Source organism: Chryseobacterium sediminis, assembly GCF_008386505.1.
GTDB lineage: Bacteria > Bacteroidota > Bacteroidia > Flavobacteriales > Weeksellaceae > Chryseobacterium > Chryseobacterium sediminis.
In genome coordinates this window covers 186275-200567 of sequence record NZ_VUNZ01000001.1, presented here as the reverse complement: position 1 = coordinate 200567, position 14293 = coordinate 186275, and the positions used below count along the sequence as shown (strand labels likewise).

At 36.1% G+C, this 14293-nt stretch carries 12 protein-coding genes; 7 read left to right on the top strand and 5 right to left on the bottom strand.

Features of this window, described 5'->3' with window-relative positions; genetic code table 11:
- Positions 1-147: 147 nt before the first annotated feature.
- From FW780_RS00870 to FW780_RS00850, 5 genes are all read left to right on the top strand, one after another.
- Complete coding sequence (locus FW780_RS00870) at positions 148-3009, top strand: heavy metal translocating P-type ATPase (protein WP_149831774.1); 2862 nt, start codon at positions 148-150, stop codon at positions 3007-3009.
- Positions 3010-3351: 342 nt separating this feature from the next.
- Complete coding sequence (locus tag FW780_RS00865; protein WP_149831773.1) at positions 3352-4218, top strand: polysaccharide deacetylase family protein; 867 nt, start codon at positions 3352-3354, stop codon at positions 4216-4218.
- Between the two features lie 75 nt (positions 4219-4293).
- A complete protein-coding gene (locus tag FW780_RS00860; protein ID WP_149831772.1) occupies positions 4294-4953 on the top strand; it encodes a YggS family pyridoxal phosphate-dependent enzyme in 660 nt (219 codons plus the stop codon).
- Positions 4954-5009: 56 nt separating this feature from the next.
- Positions 5010-6194 carry a sigma-54-dependent transcriptional regulator gene (locus FW780_RS00855; protein ID WP_149388680.1) on the top strand — a complete coding sequence of 395 codons (1185 nt, stop codon included), beginning with the start codon at positions 5010-5012 and terminating at the stop codon, positions 6192-6194.
- 100 nt (positions 6195-6294) lie between these two features.
- On the top strand, positions 6295-7656 hold the full coding sequence (locus FW780_RS00850; RefSeq protein WP_149831771.1) for an MATE family efflux transporter: 1362 nt from the start codon (positions 6295-6297) through the stop codon (positions 7654-7656).
- Between the two features lie 147 nt (positions 7657-7803).
- Here FW780_RS00850 and FW780_RS00845 read toward each other — a convergent pair whose 3' ends face one another.
- Together FW780_RS00845 and FW780_RS00840 are read right to left on the bottom strand one after the other, a co-directional pair.
- Positions 7804-8307, bottom strand: a complete 504-nt coding sequence (locus FW780_RS00845) for a GNAT family N-acetyltransferase (protein WP_149831770.1) — start codon at positions 8305-8307, stop codon at positions 7804-7806.
- 383 nt (positions 8308-8690) lie between these two features.
- A complete protein-coding gene (locus tag FW780_RS00840; protein WP_149831769.1) occupies positions 8691-9251 on the bottom strand; it encodes a Crp/Fnr family transcriptional regulator in 561 nt (186 codons plus the stop codon).
- Between the two features lie 76 nt (positions 9252-9327).
- Here FW780_RS00840 and FW780_RS00835 point away from each other — a divergent pair, with 76 nt between their 5' ends.
- Positions 9328-10017 carry an HAD family hydrolase gene (locus FW780_RS00835; protein ID WP_149831768.1) on the top strand — a complete coding sequence of 230 codons (690 nt, stop codon included), beginning with the start codon at positions 9328-9330 and terminating at the stop codon, positions 10015-10017.
- 157 nt (positions 10018-10174) lie between these two features.
- On the opposite strand, the gene FW780_RS00830 is transcribed toward FW780_RS00835, so the two are convergent.
- On the bottom strand, positions 10175-12577 hold the full coding sequence (locus FW780_RS00830) for an alpha/beta hydrolase family protein (RefSeq protein ID WP_149831767.1): 2403 nt from the start codon (positions 12575-12577) through the stop codon (positions 10175-10177).
- Between the two features lie 118 nt (positions 12578-12695).
- Here FW780_RS00830 and FW780_RS22270 point away from each other — a divergent pair, with 118 nt between their 5' ends.
- Positions 12696-12845 carry a bacteriocin-like protein gene (locus tag FW780_RS22270; protein ID WP_156121020.1) on the top strand — a complete coding sequence of 50 codons (150 nt, stop codon included), beginning with the start codon at positions 12696-12698 and terminating at the stop codon, positions 12843-12845.
- Between the two features lie 56 nt (positions 12846-12901).
- On the opposite strand, the gene FW780_RS00825 is transcribed toward FW780_RS22270, so the two are convergent.
- Together FW780_RS00825 and era are read right to left on the bottom strand one after the other, a co-directional pair.
- Entirely contained in the window at positions 12902-13330 is a 429-nt protein-coding gene (locus FW780_RS00825; RefSeq protein WP_149831766.1) for a DoxX family protein, read from the bottom strand.
- Between the two features lie 66 nt (positions 13331-13396).
- Complete coding sequence (era, locus tag FW780_RS00820) at positions 13397-14272, bottom strand: GTPase Era (RefSeq protein WP_047384549.1); 876 nt, start codon at positions 14270-14272, stop codon at positions 13397-13399.
- Between the last annotated feature and the right edge of the window lie 21 nt (positions 14273-14293).

Sequence of the window (14293 nt, the reverse complement as noted above, 5' to 3'; positions counted from 1 at the left end):
GATGAAGGAGTTAAATATTCCTATCACACTTATAAACTCTCAAACACTCAAACTCTTCCACTCCACCTAATTTTATAACTATTATCCTTAAATTTATAACAACCTTAGCCTTCCATTTTGGAAATTTGTAGTATAAATTTATGAATCATGGAACAACAGTATAAAATACTCGGAATGACCTGTTCCGGCTGCCAGAAAAAGATTTCAAATCAACTGAACAGTGTTGAAGGTGTTCAAGCCGATGTCAATCTGGAAAACAATACCGCAACAATCACTTCCGATCACGAAGTAAAGCTTTCAGTTTTAAATGATGCTTTGGCAGAAATAGGAAAATACAGACTTGAAGACCCGAATAATCCTGAGAAAGCCTTTGTAAAACCTCAGGACAGAGTATCTCCGTCTTCTGTATACTATTGTCCAATGGAATGCGAAGAAGATAAAGTATATTTCAAACAAGGCGAAAGATGCCCTGTCTGCAAAATGTATCTGGTTCCTATTGAAGAAAAACTAGCCAAAGATCCCAATCATAAGCCAACCTTTTCTGCAACAAACCTTCCTGAAAACTTTAAAGACAGTATCGGAAAACATTATTGTCCTATGTTTTGTGAGGGTGGTAAAGTATATGATGAAAAAGGAGATTGCCCAGTCTGCCACATGCATTTAGAGCCAATCACAGAAGAACTTGTTCAAAAAGGAAGTTCACACCAGCATCATTCTCATTCTCATTCTCATCATCATGATCATCACAGCCATAACCATGAAGCTCCCAAAGTAACTGATGAAATGGCCGGCAGATATTACTGTCCGATGTACTGTGAAGGAGATAAAACCTATGATTCCAACGTAGGATGTCCTGTCTGTGGTATGGATCTGGTAAAGTATCCGGAAAAGAAAACCGCAAAATATACATGCCCTATGCATCCGGAAATCATTCGTGATGAGCCTGGAGACTGCCCCATTTGTGGAATGGATCTCGTAAGAATGCCGGACAGCGGCGAGGATGAAGAGGATGAAACATACAATATCCTAAAAAGGAAATTCATTACCTCATTAGCATTTACCATTCCGGTTTTCATTTTATCAATGGGTGGAATGTTTATCAATTTTCCTTTTTCTCATCAGATTCAGGGGTTTATTGAACTTGCTTTAACACTTCCTGTGATGTTTTATTCCGGATGGTTCCTATTAAAAAGAGGCTGGGTTTCTTTCAAAACATGGAATCTCAATATGTTCAGCCTTATTGCGCTGGGCGTGGCTGCCGCATTTATTTTCAGTATTGTGGCTTTAGTATTTCCGGACATTATTCCGCATGAGATTCGTGGACACAATCATGAAATCCCATTATATTTTGAAGCGGTCTGTGTGATTTTAACCCTTGTTATTTTAGGCCAGTTAATGGAAGCTGCCGCTCATAAAAAAACAGGTAATGCCATCAAGGAACTGATGAATCTTTCACCGGACGAAGCCAACCTTATTGTAAACGGTGAAGAAAAAAAAGTGTTGCTTTCTCAGGTAAAAATAGGAGATTTATTAAAAGTAAAACCGGGTGAAAAAATTCCTGTGGATGGAAAAATTACCGAGGGAAATTCTATTGTAGACGAAAGTATGATCACGGGTGAACCTGTTCCTGTTGAAAAAAATGTAGGTGACAAAGTTTCTTCGGGAACGATAAACGGTAATCAGGTATTCATCATGAAGGCTGAAAAAGTAGGTGACGAAACACTGCTTTCACAGATCATTAAAATGGTAAATGAAGCCAGCCGAAGCAAAGCTCCAATCCAGAAGCTTACTGACAAAGTTTCAAAAGTATTTGTGCCCGTTGTAATTCTTATTGCGGTACTTACCTTTATCCTGTGGCAGTTTTTCGGACCGGAAGGAAAGAGAACCTTATTTGCTTTTGTGAACGCTGTCGCTGTTTTAATTGTTGCATGTCCGTGTGCCCTGGGACTGGCAACTCCTATGTCCTTAATGGTAGGAATTGGGAAAGGTGCCAAAAACGGAATCCTGATCAAAAACGCTGAAGCTCTTGAACAAATGAACAAAGTAAATGTTCTGATCACGGATAAAACTGGAACTTTAACGGAAGGAAAACCTTCTGTAGAATATATTGAAACTGTAGCCGGAGATCAGAACCATATTTTAAAACTGGCCTTTTCTTTGAATCAAAACTCAGAACATCCGCTTTCCAATGCTGTCATAAAAAGAGCAAAAGAAGAAGGGATAACTTCTGAAAAAGTAGATCAGTTTGAAAACATTTCCGGAAAAGGAGTAAAAGGAAATATTAATGGTAAAACAGCTTATTTAGGAAATGAAAATCTGTTAACCTCACATCAGATCGCCATTCCGGAAAGTTTAAAGCAAAAAGCTGTGGAAGTACAATCAAAAGCACATACCATCTCTTATATTGCACAGGACCAGCAGGTGCTTGGCTTCATAAGTTTTACGGATAAAATAAAGGAAAGCTCAAAAAAAGCAGTTAAACAACTGATGAGTGAAGGAATTGATGTCATTATGATGACTGGAGATAATGAACACACTGCCAAAGCAGTAGCTGATGAATTAGGAATCAAACATTTCAAGGCCAATTGTCTTCCGGAAGACAAACTGAACGAAGTAAAAAGGCTGCAGCAACAAGGTAAGATCGTTGCTATGACCGGAGACGGAATCAATGACTCCCCAGCCCTTGCCCAGTCTAATATAGGAATTGCTATGGGAACAGGAACAGATGTGGCTATTGAAAGCGCTGAAATTACTTTGCTGAAAGGAGATATCCTGGGTGTCGCAAAAGCAAAATTATTAAGTGAAAAGCTTCTCAAAAACATTAAAGAAAACCTGTTCTTCGCGTTTATCTACAATGTACTGGGAGTTCCGGTAGCGGCAGGATTATTGTATCCATTCTTTGGAATTCTGTTATCACCAATGATTGCAGCTGCAGCAATGAGCTTCAGTTCCCTCTCGGTGATTCTGAATTCATTACGATTAAACTCCGTGAATCTGGATATAAAATAAAAATAATAACAAAAGAGAAAAAAGACAGCCCATAGATCAGGCTGTCTTTTTTTATTAGGTTTAAAGAAACTTATATTTTGTTAAAAATAATTCCCCACAAAAGGAAATTACATCTATTTCAATAAAAATAGAGAAAAACTATTGGTTTTACATTTATAAATGTTAAAATTTAAAGAAAACCAAATCATAAATTCACAATTGATCAGGTAATTGAAATATCCCTTAAAATAAAGTTCTTAAAATAAACTTAAAAAGGAAAAACCTGCACAGCATGGCATGTAATTTGTTAACTTTCAACTGTTATTTTTAACGATTTTTAACAATTAAAATTCCATTATCTTTATGAGAAAAATTTTTGCGGGAAAGTCAACAAATAAGACTTTTCTCGGGATGTTTGCATTGATGAGTGCAACTTCGGCTTTATTGTACAGCTGTAATTTTAAAAATGAAGTGAATACTGACCCCGTCGTCAGTTCACAGGAACATCCTTCCGCAAAAATAGTCCCCAAAATGGATGATGAAAGTGTAGATCCCGATAAAAGAGTGATTTACCTTACTTTCGATGACGGCCCTAATCAGGGAACCGAAAATCTTTTAAAAATTCTTGATAAAAGAAATGTTTGTGCAACCGCCTTTCTGGTAGGGAAACATGCCTATGGAAGCAAAAAACAGAAAGACGATCTTCTGCTGCTGAAGCAAAACCCTCTTGTAGAACTTGCCAACCATAGCTTTAGTCATGCCCATAACAAATACACCGATTTTTATAAAAATGCTGAGTCTGTAGTACACGATTTTGATATCGCCAAAGACAGTCTGAAGCTTACTGATAAAATAGCAAGAACTCCAGGAAGAAATATCTGGAGGCTTAACAATATTAATGTAACAGACATCAAAAGCTCTACCGCAGCCGCTGATGGCCTTAAAAAAGCAGGTTACAAAGTAATCGGCTGGGATCTTGAATGGAGACCTTCCCAGAAAATGACTTTAAAAGGAAGCCATGAAGCCATGATCAAGAAAGTGGACAGCATTTTCTTTAACGATCTTGAGAAAACTTCAAGACATCTGGTTTTCCTTACTCATGATCAATATCTCAGAGATACAGACTCTATCAATGAACTGGATCTGTTTATTGAAAAACTGCAGAAAAGCAACAAGTTTGTTTTCAGAAAGATTTCTCAATATCCTAAGATCAATGAAGTTTTGAATTAAAAATTTGTATAAAAGAACAAAGTAAAACGTAGACATGACTGGCAACTGTCAGGGAATTTTCGGAAATTTGCAGATATGAGTATTAAAGAAAATTATAAATCTATAAAAGATCAGCTGCCATCCCATGTTCAGCTGGTTGCTGTTTCTAAAACACATCCCGCTGCTGCAGTTCAGGAAGTATATGATCTGGGACAAAGAGTTTTTGGAGAAAATAAGGTACAGGAACTGATGGAGAAACACCCTCTCCTTCCTCAGGACATCCAATGGCATCTTATTGGCCACTTACAGACCAATAAAGTAAAATATATTGCTCCTTTTATAGATACGATACAAAGTGTGGATTCTGAAAAATTATTATCAGAAATCAACAAAGAATCTGGAAAGAACAACAGGATAATTAAGGTTCTGCTGCAGGTAAAAATTGCGGCTGAGGAAAGTAAATTCGGGCTTGAAATTACTGAAGCTAAAGATCTGTTCCAACAGTATCTTGAAGGCCAGTTTCCCAATGTTGAAATTACCGGTTTAATGGGAATGGCTACATTCACGGATGATGAGCAACAAGTCAGAAATGAATTTTTAATCCTGAAGGGGCTTTTTGATGAATTAAATCAATTAAAAACACTAAATACATTATCAATGGGGATGAGTGATGATTTCCCGGTGGCAATTGAATGTGGTGCTAACTCTGTGAGAGTTGGATCTGCAATTTTTGGAAGAAGAGACTATTCAAAATAGAATATTTAGGTACAGTTTTTGCTAATAATTGAAACAAAAAATTTAAATTTGCAACTATGCAAAAAATCCTTATAGTAGAAGACGAAAAAGCAATCTCGGGAGTACTTCACAGTATTCTTTCGGATGAACTAACCGATTATGAATTTGTTATCGCTGAAGACGGCCTTGAAGGTTACAAACAGGTAGAGAAAGAAGATTTCGCATTGGTGATTTCTGATATTAAAATGCCTAAACTTTCAGGAACTGAACTGTTGAAGCAAAGTCTCGCATTAAAACCAGAAACTACTTTTATCATGATCTCAGGCCACGCAGACATTGATTCTGCTGTTTCCTGTTTGAAAGAGGGTGCATACGATTTTATCTCCAAGCCAATTGATATCAACAGATTGATCACGAGTGTGAAAAACGCTTTGGTAAAGGAAACCCTGAAGAAAGAAAACAAAAATCTTCAGACTGAAAACAAAACCTTAAAGAGAAAAGTAAATAAAAAATACCAGATGATCGGCGATTCTCCTGCTCTTCAAAAGATTCAGGATATGATCGAAAAAGTAGCCGCTTCTGATGCAAGAGTTCTGATTACAGGACCTAACGGTGCCGGAAAAGAATTGGTGGCCCATGCTATTCATAATCAAAGTGAGCGTGCAAGAGGTCCTATGATAGAGGTAAACTGTGCTGCAATCCCATCTGAACTTATTGAATCTGAACTTTTCGGACACGTAAAAGGATCTTTTACAGGAGCTATTAAAGACAAGCAGGGAAAATTTGAACAGGCTAACGGTGGTACGATCTTCCTAGATGAGATTGGTGATATGAGTCTTATTGCTCAGGCTAAGGTATTGAGAGCGCTTCAGGAAAGCAAAGTATCTCCTGTAGGAAGTGATAAAGAAATAAAAGTTGACGTAAGAGTAATTGCGGCAACCAATAAGAATATGCAGAAAGAAATTGAGGAAGGAAAATTCAGAGAAGACCTTTATCACAGACTATCTGTTATTGAAATCTATGTTCCACCATTGGATGACAGAAAAGAGGATATCAAATTGCTGGTTGAGCATTTCTCAGGTATGATTGCTGATGAGCATGGTACGGCTGTGAAAAAGTTTGATGATAAAGCTGTTGATGCTTTAAAATCTCTTTCATGGACTGGAAATATCAGGGAGCTAAGGAATGTTGTGGAAAGATTGATTATTCTTGGTGGAAACACTGTTTCTGAAGGTGACGTTGCAAGTTTTGTAAGGAAATAATAAAGCTATTATTTACGATATTATAAAAATTTGCAGTGTTACCACTGCAAATTTTTTTTTGCCCTATTTGAATTATAAACTATATGAATCTTAAAATATTATGAAATTTTTAAACAAAAACTATACGAAAGAATGCCTGACTTTGGCTCTGCCTGTGATGCTTACCCAGGTGGGGCAAGTTTCGGTAAACTTATTCGATAATATTATTGTCGGAAAACTTTTGGGTGCCGATGCATTGGCATCCGTTTCATTGGGAAACGCTGTGTTTTTCTCCATATTTGTATTAGCTCTGGGCTTTTCATTTGCCATCCCGCCATTGGTTTCTGAAGCCCACTCAAGAGAAGATCACGCGACAATTAATTCCGTCTTCAGTCATGGATTTATCATCAACATGTCTGTTGGGGTGATCCTGATGATAATTTTACTTTTGGGGATGCCTCTACTCTATCACTCCGGACAGCCGGCAAAGATTATTCCTGATACAGTAGGCTTCTTAAGTATCATGGTAGTCAGCATGATACCATTTATGGCATTTCAGACACTTCGTGAAGTTTCTGAAGGTTTATCTTATACCATTGGAGTTACCAAGGCAACCATTATTGCGAATATCATCAATATTGCCTTAAACTATGTCTTCATCAAAGGACTTTGGGGAATACCTGCGATGGGTGTACAGGGATCTGCTCTCGCCACCTTGATTTCCAGAATCTTCATGGTTGTTTTCCTTTATTTTGTTTTAGTGAAGGAAGAAAAAACAAGACGTTATATCAAAGATTTCTCTTTAAAAATAAAGGATTTCTCAAAGCAAATGTTTGATAAAATGGTAAAACTGGGATTACCTACAGCTTTACAGATGTTCTTTGAAGTAACCGCTTTCGCCGGAGCTGCGTTTATCTGCGGTTTAATCTCTGCTCATGATATTGCTTCTCACCAGATCGCTTTAAGCATGGCTTCCTTCACCTTTAACCTATGTGTTGGGTTTAGTGTTGCCTCTACGGTAATGATCGGAAGAAAAGTGGGTGAACAGAATTTTGTTGAACTCAGAAAGGTTGGAATCAACAACCTGAAGATTGCCTTTATTTTCATGTGCATCTGCGGATTGGTATTTATCTTAGGAAGAAATATACTTCCGACTTTCTTCACGAAAAAAGAAGAAGTAGAAGTGATTATGCTGGCATCAAAACTAATGATCATTGCCGCACTTTTCCAGCTTTCTGACGGAATTCAGGTGACAGCTTTAGGAATGCTGAGAGGTTTGCAGGATGTGAAAATTCCATCCATTTATACTTTTATCGCTTATTGGGTGATTACTATTCCTTTGGGGTATTTCTTCTGTGTTACTTTGGAAATGGGCGCATTCGGAATGTGGATTGCACTCGGATTAGGATTGACAGTTTCTGCTGTTTTCCTGGTGAAACGATTCCTGAATATGTCTGCAAAAAGAATTAAGCAGAATTCATAAAAATAAGAAAGGCTGTTTCCATATTTGAGACAGCCTTTTTTTATGTTCGTTAAATTTACAGCAGAACATTGATTTATATCTTTTCTAAACACAAATAGCACAAATTAAATTCACAAATAGACATAAGCTTATTTGCTTTATCTCAATTTAATCGATCCTCTTTCCTAAAATCTTCAGACTTCTTTCAACACCATCCAGAATAGCTACATTAGGAAGGCTTCCCCAATCTTCAAACCCAAAATATCTGAACAGTTTTAAACTAGGCTCATTATGAAGGAAAATAAGAGCCACAAGGTTTTTCACCCCAAATTTTCCGGCATTATCAATGCAATACTGAAGAATTGTTTTACCATACCCTTTTCCCCTGCAGGTTTCATCCAGATAAATGCTTACTTCCACCGTTCCGTTGTATGCTGCTCTCTCATGGAATGAACTGAAGCTTACCCATCCAATAATCTGGCTCTGTTCATCTTCAACTACCCAAAGCGGTCTTGTCTGAGGATTGTGTTCTTCAAACCACTTTAACTTGCTTTCTACAGAGACTTCTTCCATATCTGCAGTAACCATTCTTGAAGCAATTGTTGAATTATAAATAGCTACGATTTTATTTAAATCTGCCAACTCAGCATTTCTGAACTTTAATTTTTCCATTGATGAATATTCAACTTTATTTTATACAAAAATAACAATTTTTAAAATACACCCCATTTAAATCATATCAAAATTATAAAATTTCAAAATTTATAACAAACCACCCCTTAAAAAAAACATTAATTAAAAAAACTTCTATTGGAATACGCAAAGGTGCAATGGAATTGAAAGATCTAATATTTTTAAGGCGCAAGGATTTTATCACTGATAAAATTGAACATTGCTTATTTTTTAATCACTTGAAAATTCTATTAATTAAGCAAATTCTAATTAAAAAACATATATAGTTTCCTCAACTTGCTGAAAATCTTTGATTTTCTTGCGCCTTAAAACTATAAATAAGAATTAGAAAAAAATTGCGGTTTTACAATTTTCCAACAAAATCATTTAAAATCCTTTAAAATTCTATTGAGGCTTCTCACTGTAATTCCCAGATAGGCCGCCATATCTTCTTTTGAAATCTGAATTCCCTGTTTGGACTGCATATTCAATAATTGGGTTAAAGTATGTTCTACTGTATAAAGCTGTTGATAGGAAGCCCTGCTGGAAGTATTGATAATTCGTTCTGCAAATGAATCCAGTAATAAGTGATTCAGGGTAAGGTCATCCTTAATCAACGATTTAAAATAAGAAACAGTTGTTTCATACACGGTTACTTCAGATACTGTTTTTACCCCGCATAAACAGATGATATTTTTAATAAATTCTACTTCTCCGAGGATTTCACCATTTCCCAGAAATTCTACAATGTATTCTTTTCCGTTTTCTTCGGTGAAATAGCACTTGGCAATTCCTTCTTTGATTAACATAACCTTCGACAGTGGCTTATCCTGGACCAAAATATTTTCATCCCTGGAGAAAGACTTTAAAATTACGTCTTTACCCTCCTGCTTATGATAAAGTTCCTCAAAATAGCTTAAAAATGCCTGATTTGTTCGTAACATATGGATCCGGGACAAATGTCCTTTGCTTATTTAATTTTTATATTGAATTTTGCGAACAGAAAATTACAAAACAAAAATGAATAATCATATTACTACAATTGCCTTTGATGCAGATGACACCCTTTGGATTAATGAGCCCTATTTTCAGGAGGCAGAAAAAGAGTTCTGTATGCTGCTTGAGGATTATCTTCCACAACATTCGGTATCACAGGAATTATTTAAAACAGAAATGCAGAATCTTCATCTGTACGGTTATGGAGTAAAGGGATTTATGCTTTGTATGATTGAAACCATTGGCAGAGTTTCCAATAACACAGCTTCATTGGAACTGGTAAACAAAGCCATCCAGCTGGGTCAGAATCTTCTTCAGAAACCTATTGAATTATTGGAGGGAGTTACAGAAACTCTTGAAAACTTAAAGGGAAAATACAGACTGGTGGTTGCTACAAAAGGTGATCTTCTGGATCAGGAGCGTAAACTGAAAAACTCAGGATTACAGGACTATTTTCATCACATCGAGATCATGAGTGATAAAAAAGAAAATGATTACAAAAAGCTTCTGAAACATCTGGACTGCAAGCCTGAAAACTTTCTGATGCTTGGAAATTCTATAAAATCAGATATTCTGCCAGTACTGGAGATTGGTGGTTTTGCAGCTCATATTCCTTATCATGTCACATGGAGTCATGAACAGCATGATGTTAACCTGGATCATCCAAATTTTATGGAGCTTAAGAGTGTTGATGAAATCTTAAAGCATCTTTAATATTTACCATTAAGGCTTATTAAGTTGATAAGATTAGTATAAGCTTCACTTTAAGCAATTGTATCTATAAAGCTTTTAGTGAATATCTTGTTAACTTCCTTATTATATTTTAATCAAAAAAAAGAGACTGTTTGTGATAAACAGTCTCTTTTGTCATTTATTTCTTCAAACACTTCTCAAGGAACTTATCCTGTTCCCATAAAAGGTGTAAGATATTTTCTTTAGCCTGATATCCATGGGCTTCTTTTGGAAGAAGAACCATTTTTACCGGAGCCCCCAGGTTTTTCAATGCCTGGAAGTATCTTTCAGTCTGTAAGGTGAAAGTTCCCGGGTTGTTATCTGCATCACCGTGAATCAGAAGAAGCGGTGTTTTCATTTTATCAGCATTCATGAAGGGAGACATTTTATTGTAAATCTCCGGAATATCCCAATAATTTCTCTGCTCACTCTGGAACCCGAATGGCGTCAATGTTCTGTTATAAGCACCACTTCTTGCAATACCACACGCAAAAAGATTTGAATGAGTCAAAAGGTTTGCTGTCATAAAGGCTCCGTAAGAATGTCCTCCTACTGCCACTTTCTTTCTGTCAATATATCCCAGGTGATCTACGGCATCAATTGCCGCTTCAGCATTTGCCACTAACTGAGGGATAAAAGTATCATTAGGTTCTGTTTTTCCTTCACCAATAATCGGGAAAGCGGCGTCATCCAGAACTGCATATCCTTTGGTTGTCCAGTACACAAAAGATCCATAATAAGGGAATGTAAAGTCGTTAGGGTTTTGAGTATTCTGCCCTGCTGTATTTTTATCTTTATATTCAGTAGGATAAGCCCAGATTAGTAACGGAAGCTTCTCTTTTTTTGTTTTTCTGTCGTAATTAGCAGGAAGATAAAGAGTTCCGGTTAAAGTAACACCATCATTTCTCTTGTACGTAATCACCTCTTTATAAACATCTTTGATACTTTCAAAAGGGTTTGCAAAGTTAGTTACGGCTTCTGCTTTATTAGATTTAATATTCTTTTTGAAATAATTAGGATAAAGGCTCGGTGACTGTTGAGTCGTAAGAATTTCCCCTTTTGAAGCATTAAGAATATCAATGATTTCTTCTTTGCCGTTTTTTATATTAGAGGTATAAAGTCTTTTCTTTTTAAGTGATTTTACATCCATTTCATCAATAAAAGGATGCTGTCCGTCTTTGGTAAATCCATCTCCGATCAGGTAAGCTTTTCCTCCTTTCATATCTATTACATATCTTCCGTACTGGTTTTTTGTTGTATTAAAATTTCCGGGATCACTGTAAACATCCTGATAATTTCTGTCATCGAAAATTTTAGATTCCCCGTTGTTGGTATCTATCAGGTAAGATTTAGTATTTCTTGTGTCATACCAGCCTTCAGAAGCAATGGCATAATGATCATTAGTCCAAACTACACCATTATATCTCTGTTTTGTTTTGAAGAATGATTTTGGAGCTGTTGTAAATGGAGCCTCCCAGGTAAATATCTCATCTCTGTAGTCTGCTGTTTTAGATTGATCTCCTCCATCCAAAGCTTCAGCATAGGTAAGCGTAGCAGGAGCATCACTTCTCCATGTCATATCTCTTTTTCCGGTTCTTACGGATGAGAAACCTTTCGGCATTATTTCATTCAAAGGAACTTCATTCACTGTTTTTACAGCATTTCCTTTCATATCATATATAACTGTTGTTGATGGAAATCTGCTGAGTGGAACGATATAAGAAAACGGCTTTTTAATTGTTGTAGCCATCAGGTAATTTCCGTCTGGAGAAAAGCTTAAGCCGGCATACATATCCTGATCTTTCAATTTCTTAAGATTTCCTGTAAGATCTACATTATAAATCTCAGAAGCAGTAAGAGTTTCAAAGTTTTTTTCGTCCTGAGGATTTTTCAAAAGATCCTGATAAGTTCTGTTTTGAGAGACTTTACCATCTGCTGTTGAAACAATTGGACCCGTTGGAAGATCTTTGGTTGCATCTATAAGGGCAGGTCTGTTTTGCGGAAGTGTTCTGATCAGGAAGCTTTGAGAATCATTGTACCATACATAAGGCATTCCCAAGTTGGCATTCAGATTATCAGCTGTAATTTTTTTAGCAGAAGCAGTTTCCATATCTACGGTCCAAAGCTCTACTCCTTTATTTGTTGTATTGGTAAACGCCAGTTTCTTTTCATCCGGTGAAAATGAAACATAGGCAATTTTTGGATTGGAAGGCAGATTTTTTACCTGAATCTCATTTTTATCATTGATCTTTCTGATCTTCAGATTATTTGAGTAGGTCATGCTGCTTGAGATATTGGTAACCGGATTGATTCTAAGGCCGCCAAGCTTCATTTCATTCTGGCTTAGATCTTCTAGGGTTTTATATGTTGGACGATAAGTAAAAACTACCCAGTCTTTCTTGCTGTTCATGAGAACACTTGGAGGTCTTTGGTAATCTGCAAGTTTTAAAATTTCAGCAGAAGGCTTCTGATACGTAATATTTTCCTGTGCATCATAAAAATTGAGAAATGCCAATAGGCAAATAGTCAGTTTTATCTTCATATAAATTCATTTTCTACGAATGTAGTAAATTTTAACAGAATTCTAACATTAAAAAATAAGACTCTTTTTGGTGTCATATTTCTTTTTTCATTACATTTATCTTACAAATTAAAATAATATGAAAAATTTAAGAAAATTATCAAAGAGCAATCTGAAAACAATTAAAGGAGGAAGTGCCCCATTATGTGATTCGGGATACATGGCTTGCAGAGTGAGAGATGAAAACGGAAACTTGGTTTGGGAGTGCCTGCCTCATTGCAATTATTAAGAACAGAAAAGGCACTTCATTTCCTGAAGTGCCTTTTATTTTATGTTGTTATAAAATTACCAGTCTGAAGCTCTTTTTCTTCTTTCTATCATATGATCTACAGAAACTTTTCCTGCCCCAATTACCATGAGTAAAAGATAGACGGAAAGATAGACAAGTGCCATTTCTCTTTTTTCAAAAGGATCTGCTCCGTGTACTGCAAAAGCAGCAATGGTCATGGTAAAGACCAGAAAACCTAAAGCAACTCTTGTAAAAAGCCCTAATATAAGGAGTATTGAACAAACAAATTCAGCAAAAACCGTAAGAATCAGAGATATCTGAGGGCCAAGTCCCATAAAATCGAAAAACTCGATTTTACCGCCTGCCAACAGCATCTGAAGTTTTGGAAAGCCATGAGACAGCATTGCAAAACCAACAAATACTCTCACTGCTAATAAAATAACATCTTTAGGTACTGAGCTCCAATTTGAATTATTATAGTTCATTTACTAAAAAATTTATACTAAGGTAATAAAAATCTTTTAATACAACGGGGTTACAGCCGTTTTAGTTTATCTGTAACCGAAATTTTTAAGATCTCTGTCGTTCTTTCTCCAGTCTTTTTTCACTTTTACAAATAAGTTTAAATGAATTTTTTTGGTGAAAAACTTTTCCAGGTCTAATCTTGCTTCAGTTCCTACTTTCTTGATCGCTTCTCCTTTGTGTCCGATAATAATTCCTTTCTGAGTATCTCTTTCTACATAAATAATGGAATCTATGAAGATAATTCCTTCTTTCTCTTTGAACTGCTCGGTTACCACTTCTACTGAGTATGGAATTTCCTTATCATAATTCAAAAGGATTTTCTCACGTATCGCCTCATTTACAAAGAATCTTTCGGGCTTATCCGTGTACTGATCTTTATCGTAGTAAGGAGGATTTTCAGGAAGTAAAGATTTTATTTTAGGTAAAATAACCTCTGTATTAAAAGCATTCAACGCAGAAATAGGCAGAATTTCAGCTTTCGGAATTCTGTTGTGCCAGTCTTCAACTAATTTTTCAAGACCTGCCTGATCGGTCTGGTCTACTTTATTTAATAAAAGAAGTACAGGTACAGGGATTTTATTTAGTTTATCAATTAAAAATTCTGATGGTTCCGCTTTATCGGTAACGTCTACAATAAACAGGAAAACATCAGCATCCTGTAAAGAGTCTTTTACAAAATCCATCATTTTTTCCTGCAATCCGTATTTTGGATCCAATACTCCCGGAGTATCAGAAAATACAATCTGAAGGTCATCTTCATTATAAATACCAAAAATTCTGTGGCGGGTTGTCTGAGCTTTCTGCGTCACAATCGCCAACTTCTCTCCCATTAATTGGTTGAGTAAGGTCGATTTCCCCGCATTGGGCTTTCCAACTATATTTACAAATCCAGCTTTGTGCATAAAAATAATATTACGAACTGC

Bases quoted from the DNA above. Each gene is read 5' to 3' on its own strand.
- FW780_RS00870 (WP_149831774.1), top strand. From the start codon at position 148: ATGGAACAACAGTATAAAATACTCGGAATGACCTGTTCCGGCTGCCAG.
- FW780_RS00865 (WP_149831773.1), top strand. From the start codon at position 3,352: ATGAGAAAAATTTTTGCGGGAAAGTCAACAAATAAGACTTTTCTCGGG.
- FW780_RS00860 (WP_149831772.1), top strand. From the start codon at position 4,294: ATGAGTATTAAAGAAAATTATAAATCTATAAAAGATCAGCTGCCATCC.
- FW780_RS00855 (WP_149388680.1), top strand. From the start codon at position 5,010: ATGCAAAAAATCCTTATAGTAGAAGACGAAAAAGCAATCTCGGGAGTA.
- FW780_RS00850 (WP_149831771.1), top strand. From the start codon at position 6,295: ATGAAATTTTTAAACAAAAACTATACGAAAGAATGCCTGACTTTGGCT.
- FW780_RS00845 (WP_149831770.1), bottom strand. From the start codon at position 8,307: ATGGAAAAATTAAAGTTCAGAAATGCTGAGTTGGCAGATTTAAATAAA.
- FW780_RS00840 (WP_149831769.1), bottom strand. From the start codon at position 9,251: ATGTTACGAACAAATCAGGCATTTTTAAGCTATTTTGAGGAACTTTAT.
- FW780_RS00835 (WP_149831768.1), top strand. From the start codon at position 9,328: ATGAATAATCATATTACTACAATTGCCTTTGATGCAGATGACACCCTT.
- FW780_RS00830 (WP_149831767.1), bottom strand. From the start codon at position 12,577: ATGAAGATAAAACTGACTATTTGCCTATTGGCATTTCTCAATTTTTAT.
- FW780_RS22270 (WP_156121020.1), top strand. From the start codon at position 12,696: ATGAAAAATTTAAGAAAATTATCAAAGAGCAATCTGAAAACAATTAAA.
- FW780_RS00825 (WP_149831766.1), bottom strand. From the start codon at position 13,330: ATGAACTATAATAATTCAAATTGGAGCTCAGTACCTAAAGATGTTATT.
- era (WP_047384549.1), bottom strand. From the start codon at position 14,272: ATGCACAAAGCTGGATTTGTAAATATAGTTGGAAAGCCCAATGCGGGG.